11 protein-coding genes are annotated in these 16575 nt (G+C 64.4%); 10 read left to right on the top strand and 1 reads right to left on the bottom strand.

The window, feature by feature from the left end; translation table 11 throughout:
• Window positions 1–82 precede the first annotated feature (82 nt).
• From APH44_RS23510 to hutG, 8 genes are all read left to right on the top strand, one after another.
• The gene (locus tag APH44_RS23510; RefSeq protein ID WP_054894809.1) at window positions 83–1051 is read left to right on the top strand and encodes an ABC transporter substrate-binding protein; all 969 of its coding nucleotides are present in this window, start codon (window positions 83–85) and stop codon (window positions 1049–1051) included.
• Between the two features lie 26 nt (window positions 1052–1077).
• Window positions 1078–1929 carry a proline/glycine betaine ABC transporter permease gene (locus APH44_RS23505; protein WP_054894808.1) on the top strand — a complete coding sequence of 284 codons (852 nt, stop codon included), beginning with the start codon at window positions 1078–1080 and terminating at the stop codon, window positions 1927–1929.
• Window positions 1926–2756, top strand: a complete 831-nt coding sequence (locus APH44_RS23500; RefSeq protein ID WP_054894807.1) for a glycine betaine/L-proline ABC transporter ATP-binding protein — start codon at window positions 1926–1928, stop codon at window positions 2754–2756. The genes APH44_RS23505 and APH44_RS23500 overlap by 4 nt, the downstream gene beginning before the upstream one ends.
• Before the next feature lie 8 nt (window positions 2757–2764).
• The gene (gene hutH, locus APH44_RS23495; protein WP_054894806.1) at window positions 2765–4288 is read left to right on the top strand and encodes a histidine ammonia-lyase; all 1524 of its coding nucleotides are present in this window, start codon (window positions 2765–2767) and stop codon (window positions 4286–4288) included.
• Between the two features lie 23 nt (window positions 4289–4311).
• Window positions 4312–5844 (top strand): histidine ammonia-lyase, encoded by a 1533-nt coding sequence (gene hutH, locus APH44_RS23490; RefSeq protein ID WP_054894805.1) that lies wholly within the window; start codon window positions 4312–4314, stop codon window positions 5842–5844.
• A gap of 104 nt (window positions 5845–5948) precedes the next feature.
• Window positions 5949–7352: an amino acid permease gene (locus APH44_RS23485; RefSeq protein ID WP_054894804.1), complete on the top strand. Its 1404-nt coding sequence runs from the start codon at window positions 5949–5951 to the stop codon at window positions 7350–7352.
• Window positions 7353–7367: 15 nt separating this feature from the next.
• Window positions 7368–8573, top strand: coding sequence for an imidazolonepropionase (hutI, locus tag APH44_RS23480; protein WP_054894803.1), 1206 nt, complete (start codon window positions 7368–7370; stop codon window positions 8571–8573).
• Window positions 8574–8583: 10 nt separating this feature from the next.
• Window positions 8584–9387 (top strand): N-formylglutamate deformylase, encoded by an 804-nt coding sequence (hutG, locus tag APH44_RS23475; RefSeq protein WP_054894802.1) that lies wholly within the window; start codon window positions 8584–8586, stop codon window positions 9385–9387.
• Between the two features lie 58 nt (window positions 9388–9445).
• On the opposite strand, the gene APH44_RS23470 is transcribed toward hutG, so the two are convergent.
• Complete coding sequence (locus APH44_RS23470) at window positions 9446–14947, bottom strand: dermonecrotic toxin domain-containing protein (protein WP_054894801.1); 5502 nt, start codon at window positions 14945–14947, stop codon at window positions 9446–9448.
• A gap of 177 nt (window positions 14948–15124) precedes the next feature.
• On the opposite strand from APH44_RS23470, the gene pip reads away from it, so the two are divergent.
• Together pip and dtd are read left to right on the top strand one after the other, a co-directional pair.
• Entirely contained in the window at window positions 15125–16096 is a 972-nt protein-coding gene (pip, locus tag APH44_RS23465) for a prolyl aminopeptidase (RefSeq protein ID WP_054894800.1), read from the top strand.
• Window positions 16093–16530 carry a D-aminoacyl-tRNA deacylase gene (gene dtd / locus APH44_RS23460; RefSeq protein ID WP_054894799.1) on the top strand — a complete coding sequence of 146 codons (438 nt, stop codon included), beginning with the start codon at window positions 16093–16095 and terminating at the stop codon, window positions 16528–16530. Before pip ends, dtd begins: the two co-directional genes overlap by 4 nt.
• Window positions 16531–16575: the final 45 nt, after the last annotated feature.

Genomic DNA, 16575 nt, shown 5'->3' with positions numbered 1-16575 from the left:
AAGCGCCGCCATGCGGCGCCAGGTTCTGCTTTCTTTGCAAGGACTGCCGATTTCCACTTCTTAAGTTTGGGAGCGTCACGCAATGAAAACCAACAAGACCTTGCTTGCTTCGCTGTTCGCCCTTGGCCTGCTCGGCAGCGCCGGTGCCACTCAGGCCGCTACCTGGTGCGAATCCGGCAAACCGGTGAAATTCGCCGGGCTGAACTGGGAAAGCGGCATGCTGCTGACCGATGTGATGCAGTTCGTGCTCGAGAAGGGCTACGACTGCAAGACCGACAGCCTGCCGGGCAACTCCATCACCATGGAGAACGCCCTGGGCACCAACGATATCCAGGTTTTTGCCGAGGAATGGGTGGGGCGCAGCGAAGTGTGGAAAAAGGATGAGGCAGCCGGCAAGGTGGTCGGCGTCGGCGCACCGGTGGTCGGTGCGGTCGAAGGCTGGTACGTGCCGCGCTACGTGATCGAGGGCGATGCCAAGCGCAAGCTCGAAGCCAAGGCGCCAGACCTGAAGAGCGTGGCCGACCTGGCCCAGTACGCCAGCCTCTTCAAGGACCCTGAAGAACCGAGCAAAGGCCGTTTCTACAACTGTCCGGCCGGCTGGACCTGCGAGCTGGACAACACCCAGATGCTCAAGGAATACGGCCTGGAAGACAAATTCACCAACTTCCGCCCGGGCACCGGCCCTGCGTTGGATGCGGCGGCGCTGTCGAGCTACAAGCGCGGCGAGCCGATCCTCTTCTACTACTGGACGCCAACCCCGCTGATGGGCCAGATCGACCTGGTCAAGCTCGAGGAAAAACCGGGCGTCGACAAGACCGTGTCGATCAAGGTCGGCCTGTCGAAAACCTTCCACGAACAAGCGCCGGAGCTGGTCGGCGTGCTGGAGAAGGTCAATATCCCGATCGACATTCTCAACCAGAACTTGGGGCGCATGAGCAAGGAACGCATCGAATCGCCGAAGCTGGCCAAGATCTTCCTGAAGGAACATCCTGAAGTCTGGCAGGCGTGGGTCAGTGAAGACGCTGCCAAGAAGATCAATGCGGCGCTCTGAGCGTCCTCACCTGATGAGTGGTACCTATGTTCCCTGACAATCTCACATTCTCCATCGCCGACTGGGTCAATGGTTGGGTCGATGCGCTGGTGACCAACTACGGCGATGTGTTCCGGCACATTTCCGACACCCTGCTGTGGGCCATCGTCAACCTCGAAGGCCTGCTGCGTGCAACGCCCTGGTGGCTGATGCTGGGTATCGTCGCGGTCATCGCCTGGCACGCCACCCGCCGCACCCTGCCGACCTTGGTGATCGCCGGCCTGCTGTTCCTGGTCGGCGCCGTCGGCCTGTGGGACAAGCTGATGCAGACGCTGGCGCTGATGCTGGTGGCCACGCTGATCTCGGTGTTGGTGGGCATTCCGTTGGGCATCCTGTCGGCGCGCAGCAACCGCTTGCGGGCGGTGTTGATGCCGCTGCTGGACATCATGCAGACCATGCCCAGCTTCGTATACCTGATTCCGGTACTGATGCTGTTCGGCCTGGGCAAGGTGCCGGCGATCTTCGCCACCGTCATCTACGCCGCACCACCGCTGATTCGCCTGACCGACCTGGGCATTCGCCAGGTCGACGGCGAGGTGATGGAAGCGATCAACGCCTTCGGCGCCAATCGCTGGCAGCAGCTGTTCGGCGTGCAGTTGCCGCTGGCGCTGCCGAGCATCATGGCCGGGATCAACCAGACCACCATGATGGCCCTTTCGATGGTAGTGATCGCCTCGATGATCGGCGCCCGTGGCCTGGGCGAGGATGTGCTGGTCGGTATCCAGACCCTCAACGTTGGCCGCGGCCTCGAAGCGGGCCTGGCCATCGTGATTCTCGCGGTGGTGATCGACCGCATTACCCAGGCCTATGGTCGGCCACGTCATGAGGTGAGCAAATGAGCACGCAGCCGATCAGCAAGATCGAAGTGAAGAACGTCTTCAAGATCTTCGGCGAGCGCGCCGGGGAAGCCCTGCAACTGATCCGCGAGGCACGCAGCAAGGAGCAGGTGCTGTCGCAGACCGGCTGCGTGGTCGGGGTCAACGACCTGTCGCTGTCGATCGGCAGCGGCGAGATCTTCGTCATCATGGGCCTGTCCGGATCGGGCAAGTCCACGTTGGTGCGCCACTTCAACCGCCTGATCGACCCCACCAGCGGGCAGATCCTGGTCGATGGCGAAGACATCTTGCAGTACGACATGGAGGCCCTTCGCGAATTCCGCCGACGCAAGATCAGCATGGTGTTCCAGAGCTTCGGGCTGCTGCCGCACCGCAATGTGCTGGACAACGTCGCCTACGGCCTGAAGGTGCGTGGCGAGAGCAAGCAGCTGTGCCAGGAACGTGCGCTGCAGTGGATCGAGACCGTGGGTCTGAAGGGCTACGAGAAGAAGTACCCGCACCAGCTCTCCGGTGGCATGCGCCAGCGTGTGGGCCTGGCCCGGGCGCTGGCCGCCGATACCGACATCATCCTCATGGACGAGGCTTTCAGCGCCCTCGACCCACTGATCCGCGCAGAGATGCAGGACCAGTTGCTGGAACTGCAGAAAACCCTGCACAAGACCATCGTCTTCATCACCCACGACCTGGACGAGGCGGTACGCATCGGCAACCGCATCGCCATTCTCAAGGATGGCCGCTTGATCCAGGTTGGTACGCCGCAGGAAATCCTGCACTCGCCGGCCGACGAATACGTTGACCGTTTCGTTCAGCGCCGCGCCGTCGCGGTATGAGGAGCATCATGTCGAAACCTGAAGTCGTGGTGATCGGCAACGGGCCGGTACGCTGGCAGGACATTGCCGCCGTGGCCCGCCACGGCGCGCGCCTGGAGCTGGCGCCGCAGGTGTGGGCGCGTATCGACAATGCCCAGGCCATCGTCCGGCGTATCGTCGACAGCGGCGAGCGCGCCTATGGCGTGAACACCGGCCTGGGCGCCCTGTGCAACGTCTCGCTGCAGGGCGAGCAGCTCAGCGCGCTGTCGCGCAACACCTTGCTCAGCCACGCGTGCGGCGTCGGTCCGGCGCTGCCGGACGAGCAGACGCGAGCGATCATCTGCGCCGCCATCGTCAACTACAGCCACGGCAAGTCGGGCCTGCAGCGCTCGGTGGTCGAGGCGCTGCTGGCGTTGCTCGAACATGGCATTACCCCGCAGGTCCCGTCCCAGGGCTCGGTGGGCTATCTCACGCACATGGCCCACATCGGCGTGAGCCTGCTGGGTGTGGGCAAGGTCAGTTATCGCGGGCGCCTCGTCGAGGCCGCCGAGGCCTTGGCCGATGCCGGGCTTGCGCCGGTGCAGCTCGGAGCCAAGGACGGGCTATGCCTGGTCAACGGCACGCCGTGCATGACCGGCCTTGCCAGCCTTGCGCTGGATGACGCCAGCCGCCTGCTGCAATGGGCCGATGTGATCGGCGCCATGAGCTTCGAGGCCCTGCGTGGCCAGATCGCTGCGTTCGACCCCGAGATCATCGCCCTCAAGCCACATCCAGGCATGCAACTGGTGGGCGAGAACCTGCGCGCGCTGCTCGATGGCAGTGAAGTGATCGCCGCGAGCAAAGGCATCCGTACCCAGGACGCCCTGAGCATTCGCTCGATCCCGCAGGTGCATGGCGCGGCCCGCGACCAGCTGGCCCATGTGGTGCGCCAGGTCGAGGCCGAGCTCAACGGCGCCAACGACAACCCGCTGCTGCTCGGTACACCGGACAATTTCCGTGTGGTCTCGCAGGCCAACCCCCACGGCCAGTCGGTGGCCCTGGCTGCCGACCTGCTGGCGATCGCCATGGCCGAGATCGGTTCGATCGCCGAGCGCCGCCTGGACCGCCTGGTCAACCCGCATGTCAGTGGCCTGCCGGCGTTTCTGGTCAGCAACCCCGGCGTCAACTCGGGGATGATGATCGCCCAGTACGTCGCCGCCTCGCTGTGCGGGCAGAACCGCCAGCTGGCGCAGCCGGCAGTGCTCGACAATTTCGTCACCTCGGGGCTGCAGGAAGATCATCTGAGCATGGGCACCAATGCCGCACTCAAGCTGCACCAGGTATTGGAGAACTGCACGCAGATCCTCGCCATCGAGTACCTGCTGGCCGCCCAGGCATTCGAATTCCTCAAGGAACAGCGTTTCGGCGCGGGCACCGACGCGGCCTGGCGCTTGCTGCGCGAGAGCGTGCCGGCCTACCTGCAGGACCGCTGGCTGGCGCCGGACATCGCCAGCACCGCGGCCTTGCTAAAGGATCCACGGTTGCCGCAGCCGGTGCTGGCTGCGCTGCACTAGACAAAATAACAAGGAGCATGAACATGGAAGCTTTGACCCTGACCCCCGGCCAGTTGACCCTGGCCCAGTTGCGCCGCATCCACCAGGCGCCGGTGCGCCTGAGCCTGGATGCCGACGCGGGTGCCGCCATCGACGCCAGCGTTGCCTGCGTCGAGCGCATTCTTGCCGAAGACCGCACGGCCTACGGCATCAACACCGGTTTCGGCCTGCTGGCCTCGACCCGCATCGCCAGCCACGACCTGGAAAACCTCCAGCGCTCGCTGGTGCTGTCCCACGCTGCCGGGATCGGCGCGCCGCTGGACGACGCGCTGGTGCGCCTGATCATGGTGCTGAAGATCAACAGCCTCAGCCGTGGTTTCTCCGGCATCCGCCGCAAGGTCATCGATGCTCTGATCAGCCTGGTCAACGCCGAGGTCTATCCGCACATTCCGCTGAAGGGCTCGGTCGGCGCCTCTGGCGACCTCGCGCCGCTGGCGCACATGTCGCTGGTGTTGCTGGGCGAGGGCAAGGCGCGTTACCAGGGGCAATGGCTGAATGCCAACGAAGCCCTCGCGGTGGCTGGCCTCGAGCCGCTGACCCTGGCTGCCAAGGAAGGCCTGGCCCTGCTCAACGGCACCCAGGCGTCCACCGCCTATGCCTTGCGTGGCCTGTTCCAGGCCGAGGATCTGTTCGCTGGCGCCGTCGCCTGCGGCGCACTGACCGTGGAAGCGGCACTGGGCTCGCGCTCGCCGTTCGATGCGCGTGTCCATGAGGTGCGCGGCCAACGTGGCCAGATCGACGCTGCCGCCTGCTACCGCGACCTGCTGGGCGACTCCAGCGAGGTTTCGCAATCGCACAAGAACTGCGGCAAGGTCCAGGACCCGTACTCGCTGCGTTGCCAGCCGCAAGTCATGGGCGCCTGCCTGACCCAGTTGCGCCAGGCTGCCGAGGTGCTGGCGGTGGAATCCAACGCCGTCTCTGACAACCCGCTGGTGTTCGCTGCCGAGGACGAAGTGATTTCGGGCGGCAACTTCCACGCAGAGCCGGTGGCCATGGCAGCCGACAACATCGCCCTGGCCATTGCCGAGATCGGCTCGCTGAGCGAACGCCGCATCTCGCTGATGATGGACAAGCACATGTCGCAGCTGCCGCCGTTCCTGGTGGAAAACGGTGGCGTCAACTCCGGCTTCATGATCGCTCAGGTCACCGCTGCTGCGCTGGCCAGCGAGAACAAGGCGCTGTCGCACCCGCACAGCGTCGACAGCCTGCCGACCTCGGCCAACCAGGAAGACCACGTGTCGATGGCCCCGGCTGCGGGCAAGCGCCTGTGGGAGATGGCCGAGAACACCCGTGGCGTGCTGGCCATCGAATGGCTGGGCGCTTGCCAGGGCCTGGACCTGCGTGAGGGCCTGAAGACCTCGGCGAAGCTGGAGCAGGCGCGCCAGACGCTGCGCCGCGAGGTGCCGCACTATGACCGTGACCGCTTCTTCGCGCCGGATATCGAGGTGGCTGTGGAACTGCTGGCCGACGGGCGCCTGACCGGCTTGTTGCCGGCTGGAGTGCTGCCGAGCCTGTGATCGGTGTCCATGCCTTCGCGGGGCCAGCCCGCTCCCGCAGTCGAAGCTGCAGGAGCGGGCTGGCCCCGCGATGAGGCTCTTGAGAACAACAATAAGGACGAACCATGCAACCAGCACAAGGACTCAAACGCGGGCTGACAGCCCGACACATTCGATTCATGGCCTTGGGATCGGCCATTGGCACCGGCCTTTTCTACGGCTCGGCGTCGGCGATCCAGATGGCCGGGCCTGCGGTGCTGCTGGCCTACCTGATCGGCGGCGCGGCGGTGTTCATGGTCATGCGCGCGCTTGGCGAAATGGCGGTGCACAACCCCGTGGCCGGTTCTTTCGGGCAGTACGCCAGCACCTATCTCGGACCGATGGCCGGGTTCGTGCTCGGCTGGACCTATGCCTTCGAGATGATCATCGTGTGCATCGCCGACGTCACCGCGTTCGGGATCTACATGGGCTTCTGGTTCCCCGAGGTGCCGCGCTGGATCTGGGTACTGGGCATCGTGTTCCTGATCGGCGGGCTGAACCTGTGCAACGTCAAGGTGTTCGGCGAGATGGAGTTCTGGCTGTCGCTGCTCAAGGTCGGCGCCATCGTTGCGATGATCGTGGCCGGCTTCGGCATCATGGCGTTCGGTATGGGCCAGGCCGGTGCCGAAACCGGTGTCGGGGTCGCCAACCTGTTCGAGCATGGCGGCTTCCTGCCCAATGGTATCGGTGGCCTGATCGCCTCGTTCGCGGTGGTGATGTTCGCCTTCGGCGGTATCGAGATCATTGGTATTACCGCCGGTGAGGCGCAGGATCCCAAGCGCGTCATCCCCAAGGCGATCAACGCCGTGCCGCTGCGCATCCTGCTGTTCTACGTGCTGACGCTGTTCGTGCTGATGTGCCTGTACCCCTGGCCACAGATCGGCACCCAGGGCAGCCCCTTCGTGCAGATCTTCAGCAACCTGGGCATCGGCTCGGCCGCTGCGGTGCTGAACGTGGTGGTGATTTCCGCGGCGGTCTCGGCGATCAACAGCGACATCTTCGGTGCGGGTCGCATGATGTACGGCCTGGCCGAGCAAGGCCAGGCGCCGCGAGGGTTCGCACAGTTGTCCAGGCACGGCGTGCCGTGGCTGACGGTGCTGGTGATGGGCGCTGCGCTGCTGCTGGGGGTGCTGCTCAACTACCTGATTCCGGAAGACGTCTTCCTGCTGATCGCCTCGATCGCCACCTTCGCCACCGTGTGGGTGTGGCTGATGATTCTGGTCACCCAGGTGGCCATGCGCCGGCGTATGAGCCGCGAGCAAGCGGCCGCGCTGGAGTTCCCGGTGCCGTTCTGGCCCTGGGGCCCGGCGCTGGCGATTGTGTTCATGTTGTTCATTTTCGGTGTGCTCGGCTACTTCCCGAACACTCAGGCGGCGCTGCTGGTGGGCGTGGCGTGGGTGGTGTTCCTGGTGCTGTCCTACCTGCTGTGGTGCAAGCCGCGCTCGGGGCAGGGCCAGGTCGCCCGGGAGCAGGCTGAACTGCACCGCTGACTTGTGGAGAGCTTTATGAGAACCCTCTGGCAGCACTGCCACGCGGCTACCATGGCCAACGGCAGCTACTCGATCATCGAGGATGCGGCGATCGTCACCAATGCCGGGCTGATCGAATGGATCGGCCCCAAGTCCGAACTGCCGGGCGTCGATGCCGAGCGTGTGGTCGACCTGGGCGGCGCCTGGGTCACTCCTGGCTTGATCGACTGCCATACCCACACAGTGTTCGGCGGCAACCGCAGTGGTGAGTTCGAACAGCGCCTGCAGGGCGTCAGCTATGCCGAGATCGCCGCCCAGGGCGGTGGCATCGCCAGCACCGTGCGTGCCACGCGTGCGGCCAGCGAGGACGCACTGCTGGCCAGCGCCCGTCAGCGTGTTCAGGCGTTGCTGCGCGATGGCGTTACCACACTGGAGATCAAGTCCGGCTACGGCCTTGACCTGGCCAATGAGCGCAAGATGCTGCGCGTTGCCCGGCGCATCGCCGAAGAGCTGCCGGTGACCGTGCGCGCCACCTGCCTTGCCGCTCACGCATTGCCGCCGGAGTACGCCGGCCGGGCCGATGACTACATCACCCATATCTGCGACGAGATGCTCCCGGCCCTGGCCGCCGAAGGGTTGGTGGATGCGGTGGATGCGTTCTGCGAACACCTGGCGTTCTCGCCAGCGCAGGTCGAGCGGGTGTTCATCAAGGCGCGTGAGCTGGGGTTGCCGGTCAAGCTGCACGCCGAGCAGTTGTCGTCGCTGCATGGTTCGAGCCTCGCGGCACGCTACCAGGCGCTGTCGGCCGATCACCTGGAGTTCATGACCGAGGAAGATGCCATCGCCATGGCCCAGGCGGGCACCGTCGCCGTGCTGCTGCCGGGGGCGTTCTATTTCCTGCGTGAAACCCAGTTGCCGCCGATGGACGCCCTGCGTCGGCATGGCGTGAAGATCGCCCTGTCCAGCGACCTCAACCCCGGCACCTCGCCGGTGCTGTCGCTGCGCCTGATGCTGAACATGGGCTGCACCCTGTTCCGCATGACCCCGGAAGAAGCCTTGGCCGGTGTCACCGTGCACGCCGCCACGGCCCTGGGCCTGGGCGACAGCCATGGTTCGCTGGAGGCTGGCAAGGTCGCTGACTTCGTCGCCTGGCAGATCGATCGTCCTGCCGACCTGGCCTACTGGCTGGGTGGCGACCTGCCCAAGCGCGTGGTGCGCCTGGGCCACGAAATTTCCCACTGAGCGAGGCGTCATGGACAAGGTATTGAGTTTTCATCAAGGTCGCCTGCCGCTGCTGATCAGCATGCCCCATGCCGGTCTCACGTTGACCCCGGCGGTCGAAGCCGGGCTGGTGGACGAGGCCAGGAGCCTGCCGGACACCGACTGGCATATTCCGCAGCTGTACGACTTTGCCCGTGAGCTGGGGGCCAGCGTGGTGGCGGCCGAGTACTCGCGCTTCGTCATCGACCTGAACCGGCCGGACGACGACAAGCCCTTGTACGTCGGCGCCACCACCGGGCTGTACCCGGCGACGCTGTTCGACGGAGAGCCGCTGTTCAAGGAAGGGCAGGTGCCGTCGGCCGACGAGCGTGCCACCTACCTTGAGAAGATCTGGCGCCCGTACCACGGCACTATCCGCCAGGAGCTGGATCGCCTGCGGGCCGAGTTCGGTTATGCGCTGCTGTGGGACGCCCACTCGATCCGCTCGCTGATTCCACACCTGTTCGAGGGCAAGCTGCCGGACTTCAACCTCGGTACCTTCAACGGCGCGAGCTGCGACCCGGCGCTGGCCGAGCGGCTCAAGGCGGTGTGCGCCGATGCACCTGCCTACAACCATGTACTCAACGGGCGTTTCAAGGGCGGGCATATCACCCGGTACTACGGCGACCCGGCCAACCACGTCCATGCGGTGCAGTTGGAACTGGCACAGAGCACCTATATGGAAGAGGTTGAGCCATTCACCTACCGTGAGGACCTGGCGCGGCCCACGCAGGAGGTGCTGCGGCGCCTGCTCGTAAGCGTGCTCGAGTGGGGCAAGGGGCGTTACGGCAAGTGAGGGCAACCCCAGGCCGTGACAAAGCCGGCCTGGGGGGCATTGCGGTGTCGCCAGCGCGTCAATCGCGCTCAGGGTTGGCCTGGATGGTCAGCTCTTGTATCAGGCGGGTTTCCTTTGCCTGCTTGTTTCGCTCCAAGTTTTCGAGCTCCGGCGCGAGTTGCTCCAGGGTGCTGTCGGGGAACTGCTCGGGCAACTCCAGTACCTGCGCCTGGTACTGCTGTTCGATCGCTTCGAAACGCGCCTGGTGGGCGTGGCGCAGGTAGCGAATCCATTCTTCGTTGCTGGTGGCGTAGTTCAGGAAAGACTCGCCCTGTTCTTCGCGTTGCACCTGGTCCACGGCCAGCGCCAGCTCGTTACGGCTGACGTCGGCAAAAGCCTCGTACAGCATGCTGTCCTCCGGTACGCCAAGCTTGAGTTCCGCGTTCAAACCGCGTCGATAGGCCAGGCGCACCTCCGCCTCGTCGCGCCCCCTGGCTTTGTCCCGGGCAATCTCGTCCAGGCGGTGCAGGCGGAAGAGACGACGCAGCTCCCGGTAGAGCGTGTGCTCCGACTCTGCCGCCTCGGTCAGCAAGCGCCGACCGTCGATCAGCAGTTCAATGTTCTGGAACACCAGCAGGGCGCCGTCATGGCAGGTCTGGTTGCCGGTGTCGGGCTGCACCAGGGCCTCTTCGGCCACGGCGTTGAACAGCAGACGCTCTTCGGTATTGACCGCGGCCTTGACCAGCATCAGACGCACGCGCTCGCAGAACGATTGGCGGGTCTGGCCGTTGCGATAGGGGGCAGCCTGGCGCAACCGACCGACCAGCGCCAGCAGGTTGGCAGCGTCACCGCTTTCTTCGAGGGTTTGCCAGGCGCTTTTCAAGGCCTCGTTCTGCGCCTGGGCGCCGAGCGACCAGTCGTCGACGTTGGGCAGGTCGTTATCGGCAGAGAGCATCGGGTTATGCAGGTGTCCGCCAGCTAATTCATCATCTGAAGAGGTGAGCAAGAGCAGGTCTTCGGGCACGTCCATGGCGAAGGTATAGCTGTGCTGGCTGTCCGATGAGGTGCGCGCGCGCGTCATGGTGTCCATGCTCAACGGGTTGCCGAACAATGCGATCGATGAGATCGGGAAACCGTTGTCGATGTTGCTGAGGATGTGTTCGGGAAGTTCGGTGAGCTGGTTTTCACTGAGATCCAGCATGTCCATCGGCAGCAGGCTGTCGATCCATGCCGGCCATTGCTGCAGGCCCATGTTGTTCAGGTCGAGGCGGCGCAGGTTGCGTAGCGCTTCGGGCACTTGGGTGATGGTGCCCATGCGGTTGCCGCCCAGGTCCAGCACTGTCAGGTTGCTCAAGTGTGCGAGGGTTGCAAGCATGCTGTCGTCCACCTCCAGGTGCATGTCGCGCATCGAAAGATAGGTCAGGCGTGGCAGGCGGAGCAGTGCCGTGGGCAGGGTCTGGCTGGCGCCGATGTATTCCACCAGGTTCAGGCTCTCGACGTTCGAGAGTCGGGCGAGAAACGCATCCAACTGCTCTGTGCTTCCACTCGCTCGGGATAGGGACAGGTTGCGCACCCGCTCGTTGAAGAAGGTCGGCAACTGTGGCGGGAAATGCCCCAGGTCCATGTCTTCCAAGCGCAAGGTCGTCTGGGTCAGGCCTTGTTCCTGGCTCTGCCAGAAGGTGCTCAACGCGGAGCCGATACGGCGGCGGGCAAGTGTCGCGGCTTGGCTTGGCGGTGCGCTCGAACTGGAGGCGTTGGCCCACTGGTCGATGGCCTCGTGCAGCGTCTGGCGTTGCTGGAGGTGCTGGTCGAGACGGGTACGCAGGCTGGGCGAGATATCGACCGTGACGTTGGGGCTCGACGCTTCCTGGGCCAGCAGCAGGCGCAGCAATTGGTCATCGCTGATGCGGTTGCCTTCCAGTGTGATGACGGTGTGTGGGCGTGCGTCGGCGTGGCTGTTGAGCAGCATGCCAGGCAGTACCCGCAGGTTGTTGTCGCGTAGCGAAAGTTCGCCGATGTTCGCCAGTGCCCCTAGGCCCAGACCCTGCGGCCAGTGATCGAGGGTCATACGGTCGAGACCAAGATAGTCCAGCGTGAGCTCGCGAAAATCCGGGCGGTAGCGTTCGGAAAGGCGGTTGCCGCTGAAGTCCAGGCGACGCAGGCGAGGCAGGCCGGCGAGGCTGTTGATGTCGCTCTCGGACAGTTGCAGGTTCTGGTTCAGCAGGCTGAGCGATTCGAGTTCGGGGAAGTGCGTTGCCATCAACCCGACGCTGAACAGCATTTGCGATGGGGCGGCGGTTTGCGAGTAGGGGCGGCTGATTTCGAGTGAGCGCACGCCTGGCAGCTGTCGGAACAGGTTGTTCAGGTGCCGCTCGTATGCGGTCCAACCCACGCTACTGCCAAATGACGGCTCGGTCAGTTGCACGTGCGTGATGGTCGCGCTGAGGAAGTCGGGCAGGTCCGAGGGGAAGCTGCTGAGGTCGATGCGCTCCAGGTGCAGGGGGGCTTGGGTGTCTCCGAGGGCGGGCAATGCGTTGCGGTGCCAGTGTTCCATGAAGCGTGCCTGAAGCTCGGAGAACGTTTGTGGCGGGACAAGGATGTCGGGGTGGACCGCCGTGCGCCAATCGTCCAGCCAGCGCTGCAGGGCGGTGCGCTGTTCTTGCAGCTCGCGCAGGCGGTTATGGATGTCCGAACGGTTCATGCCGCTGGTTTCAAGGCGGGTCAGGATCTGTTCGGCCGAGCGGGAGAGGTGTTCGGGCAGTTCGAGGGTGCGGATGATGCGCAGCAGTGTATGGCGGGTGAACGAACCCCCAACCGCACCTCGACCGCCCAGCGGGTAGCCGATGCGCCCGTCGGCCAGGCGCATCGGTGAGCGGTAGCCTGGGTTCAGCGGTTGCATGCCCAGCAGGCGCCTGAACGTAGCGCGTGGCAGGAGGTTGGCCTGGATCAGGCGTTGCAAGGCAAGGGTCTGTTCGGCACCGTCGCCCGCCAGTGTTTCGCGCAGGGCGGCGGGTATCACCTCGAGCAGTGCGCTGTACAACGAAGTATGCGAGGACAAGGAGGTGGCCGATTGCGCAAGGTAGCCTGAGGCGGTGCTGACGAGGGTCTGGCCCTGCGAGTTGGTGGTGCCGATCTCGAAGGTTCCGCCAGGCAACTGCTCCAGTGTCAGGCGGGTGCCGGTTGGCCAGTCGGGCAACTGCTCCAGCGTGTACAGCGCCAGCCGCTCGCTATCGGCATTGCGTACCGAGTCCAGGAATAGCCCCTCGTAGGCACGCGCCAGGCGCACCTGTTGCTGATAGAGGCGTATTTCCTGGGCCAGGCGGTAGGGCACCTTGGCTTGTGCCAGGCTTTGCAGCTCCTCGGGCGAGGCGTGGCGCAGCAGTTCCTCGACGATGGCATGCGGCAGTTGCGGGTAGCGCTGCTGGATGAGCTCTGCGGACGGCGTCACGCTGCTCGACAAGGCGCTGTAGCGCGTGGCGAATTCTGCCTGGGCGATGTGTGGCTCGGCGTAGGCGGGCGTCTGGCTGATCTGCTGGTCCAGCGTGAAGCGCGCCAGGGTGTCTTCCAGCAGTGCGGGAAGCCGCTGGTTATCGGCGATGATCCGGCGCAGCACGTCTTCCTGGGTGTCGCTGATCTCCAGAATGCGGGTGATGGTTGCATCATCGAACGCGGCGGCCAGCGGGCTTGCGCGACGCATGAGAGTAAGCGCCTGCCAGGTCAGCGGCTGGTCCAGTTCGTGCAGCCAGGCACCGGCACCATTGTGGCGCAGGCTCGGTTGGTAGCTCTGCGGGTTGTGCGGGTGTTCGAGCCGGTATTCACCAGTAGGCATCGCCTGGCTCAGCGAATAGTGGGTGCCATCCAGCGCCAGCCAGGTCTTGCCTTGATGATGGTACAGGCCGAATTCATCTGGCTGCAGGTCGGCTGGCAGCAGAATGTCGTGCGCGAACGGCCGCAGGTCGGGCGCCCACAGGCGGGTCTGGCCATCGGGCAGTTCGATGGGGGTGAGTTCCTCGATGAACGAGGGCGTTTCCACCGGAATACGCTCGAGCGCCGGTACCTCGCCTGTGCCGCCGGCGGCCCCCAGTGCGGCGGTGAGCGCCACGTTCTCGACCACATCCATCAGGTACTCGAAGGCCTGTTGCTGGTCGCCGCTGGCCCAGCTGTCCAGGCCCTCGAACACCTCGTAGCTCAGTTGGATAGCGGCCACGCCCATCATCACCTGGCCCAGCACGGGTATGAAGAAGGCGCTGATGTTGAGCGCGTCGAATGCCAGCTGGGTGAAGTAGGCTCGACGCTTTTCGGCGGTCTTTTCGTCCTCGACGGCGGTGGGCACCGCGTGGAATGCCGCGTCGTCCTTGAGCCGCTGCTGCTTGTGCTCGACCTGATGGCTGAGCAGCGGCTGGCGCAAGGGCTCCAGGGTCACCGGAACCCAGGCCTCTGGGTCGCGGACCCGCTCGACCTGGCTGCCTTGGCCGTCGGGGCTAGGTTGTACGGTGCTCCAGTCGACCGGTTGCAGGCAGTCGCGCAGCTTTTCGAAGAAGGTGGCGCTGTCACGCGCCGGCACTGCGCGCTTGAGCTGATCGACCGGCATCATCCACAGCTGTTCGCGCAAGTGGGCCTGTGCCTCGTGCACCGAATGGTGCTGCTGCAAGGGGGTGTCGCTGCCGGGCAGGTAGGTGACGAGGAGGCCTTTGTGCGGCAATAGCAGTGGATCGTAGGTCAATAGCTGCTCGGGAGAGGGGACGGCGCCGATGACCATGGCCCCGGTCAACGGCACCCCGAACAGGGCCAGCCCGGCGCAACGCACCGGGCTGCCCTGGTACTCGGCTGGCTTGTCCTCGACGAGGGCGAGCAGTATCGAGTGCAATTCGGCGTCGATCGCATGGCTGAGGTAGGCTTTGTGCACCTCCACGCGCAAGGCCGCCTGTTCGGTCGCGCGCAGCGCTGGTGCCGCGGAGTTCAACACGTCGCCGATCAGCGTCTGGTACTGGCCGCCGATGTCCAGCTCACGGCTCAGGGCCGCGAACTCGTGGGGAACAATGGAGAGTTGCTTTCCGTCCGGCGTAAGGAACGTAAACGTGTTGCTGTCGACAACGGCTGCGCTGAGCCATTGTCCATCTAGCCCATTGGGCTCGGCTTCGGCCTCCTCGAAATTCTGCAGTGCGCAGTGCAGCAGCGATTGAGTGGCCAGTTTCAACGCACGCTGTCCGTTGACGACGGGGTCGCCTTCCAACTGCAGTTTGTAGGCTTCTGCCTTGCTGGCATTGATCAGGTAGTGGGTGGATACGTCGAGGGACAACGCGAACCGCTTTTGAATCGCCTCGCCCAGATGCTGGCTGGCGAACGCTGTCAGTGCCGGGAGCGCACCCAGTTGCGCATTGAGCTCGGTGCCGTGGGCCTGGTAGTCGGTATAGGCCTGGGCAAGGTCACGGGTAGTCGCGTTGGCCTGCGCGAACCAGGCCGGCGGTGTTTTGAGGGTTTCGCGCATGATGGCGTGCGCCTGGGCAGGGGTCGTGTGCATCCACGACGGCATCTTGTGTTCGATCAAGGCGTGGGGCGTGAGGGGGGCTGCTGGGTTCATGGCGGTGTCTCATGGGGAAATCACCGATGCTAGTGAGCCGCGCAGGCCAGGCTGACATAACAGTTTATAGGGGCCGTGGGGCAATGATCTGGCAGGCCCATCACACGGGTACATGCTCAAAGCGCAATTCAGGTTTATGATGGCCCTCGGCCGAACAATCCTCACACGGAGTGCGCAATGCAGACCCTCTACCCGCAGATCAAACCCTACGCCCGGCACGATCTGGCCGTAGAAGCGCCGCACGTGTTGTATGTCGATGAAAGTGGTTCGCCTGAAGGTTTGCCGGTGGTGTTCATCCACGGAGGTCCGGGCTCGGGCTGCGACGCCCAGAGTCGTTGCTACTTCGACCCCAACCTCTACCGCATCATCACCTTCGACCAGCGCGGCTGTGGACGCTCCACGCCACACGCGAGCCTGGAGAACAACACCACCTGGCACCTGATCGAAGACCTGGAGCGCATCCGCGAGCACCTGGGCATCGACAAATGGGTACTGTTCGGTGGCTCCTGGGGCTCGACGCTGGCGCTGGCCTACGCCCAGACTCACCCCGAGCGCGTGCATGGCCTGATCCTGCGTGGGATCTTCCTGTGCCGTCCCCAGGAAATAGAATGGTTCTATCAGGCGGGCGCCAGCCGTCTGTTCCCCGACTACTGGCAGGACTACATCGCGCCGATCCCGGCCGATGAGCGCGGCGACCTGGTAAAGGCTTTCCACAAGCGCCTGACCGGCCACGACCAGATCGCCCAGATGCAAGCCGCCAAGGCCTGGTCGACCTGGGAAGGCCGTACTGCCACGCTGCGTCCCAACCCGCTGGTGGTCGATCGCTTCTCCGAGCCTCAGCGTGCGCTGTCGATCGCCCGTATCGAATGCCACTACTTCATGAACAATGCCTTCCTCGAGCCGGACCAGCTGATCCGCGACCTGCCGAAGATCGCCCATCTGCCGGCGGTGATCGTGCATGGACGCTATGACGTGATCTGCCCGCTGGACAACGCCTGGGAGCTGCACCAGGCCTGGCCGAACAGCGAACTCAAGGTGATCCGCGATGCTGGGCACGCCGCGTCCGAGCCAGGCATCACCGATGCCCTGGTACGCGCCGCAGACCAGATGGCGCGTCGCCTGCTCGACCTGCCCCTGGAAGAAGCATGAAGGGCCTGCTGCAGCGTGTACGCGCAGCACGGGTCGAAGTCGAGGGCGAGATCGTCGGCGCCGTAGACCAGGGTTTGCTGGTGCTGGTGGCGGTCGAGCCTGAAGATACCCGCGAACATGCCGATAAGCTTTTGCACAAGCTGCTGAACTACCGGGTGTTCAGCGACCCGCAAGGCAAGATGAACCTGTCGCTCAAGGATATCGGCGGCGGGCTGCTGCTGGTGTCGCAGTTCACCCTGGCAGCCGACACCCGTAGTGGCATGCGGCCGGGTTTTTCGACAGCGGCGCCGCCTGCACTGGGGGCCGAGCTTTTCGACTATCTTTTGCAGCAGGCTAAGCTTCAGCACTCGGACGTCGAGAGTGGCCGTTTTGGTGCAGACATGCAGGTTCACCTGGTCAATGATGGCCCCGTAACATTTATGTTACAAATATGAGCCGCAAAAACCCCTTGTTTGTAGGAAAACAAGGGGTTTTGTACG

This window comes from Pseudomonas sp. NBRC 111143 (assembly GCF_001320965.1).
Classification (GTDB): Bacteria; Pseudomonadota; Gammaproteobacteria; order Pseudomonadales; family Pseudomonadaceae; genus Aquipseudomonas; species Aquipseudomonas machongensis.
This window is presented reverse-complemented; position numbering and strand designations above follow the sequence as displayed.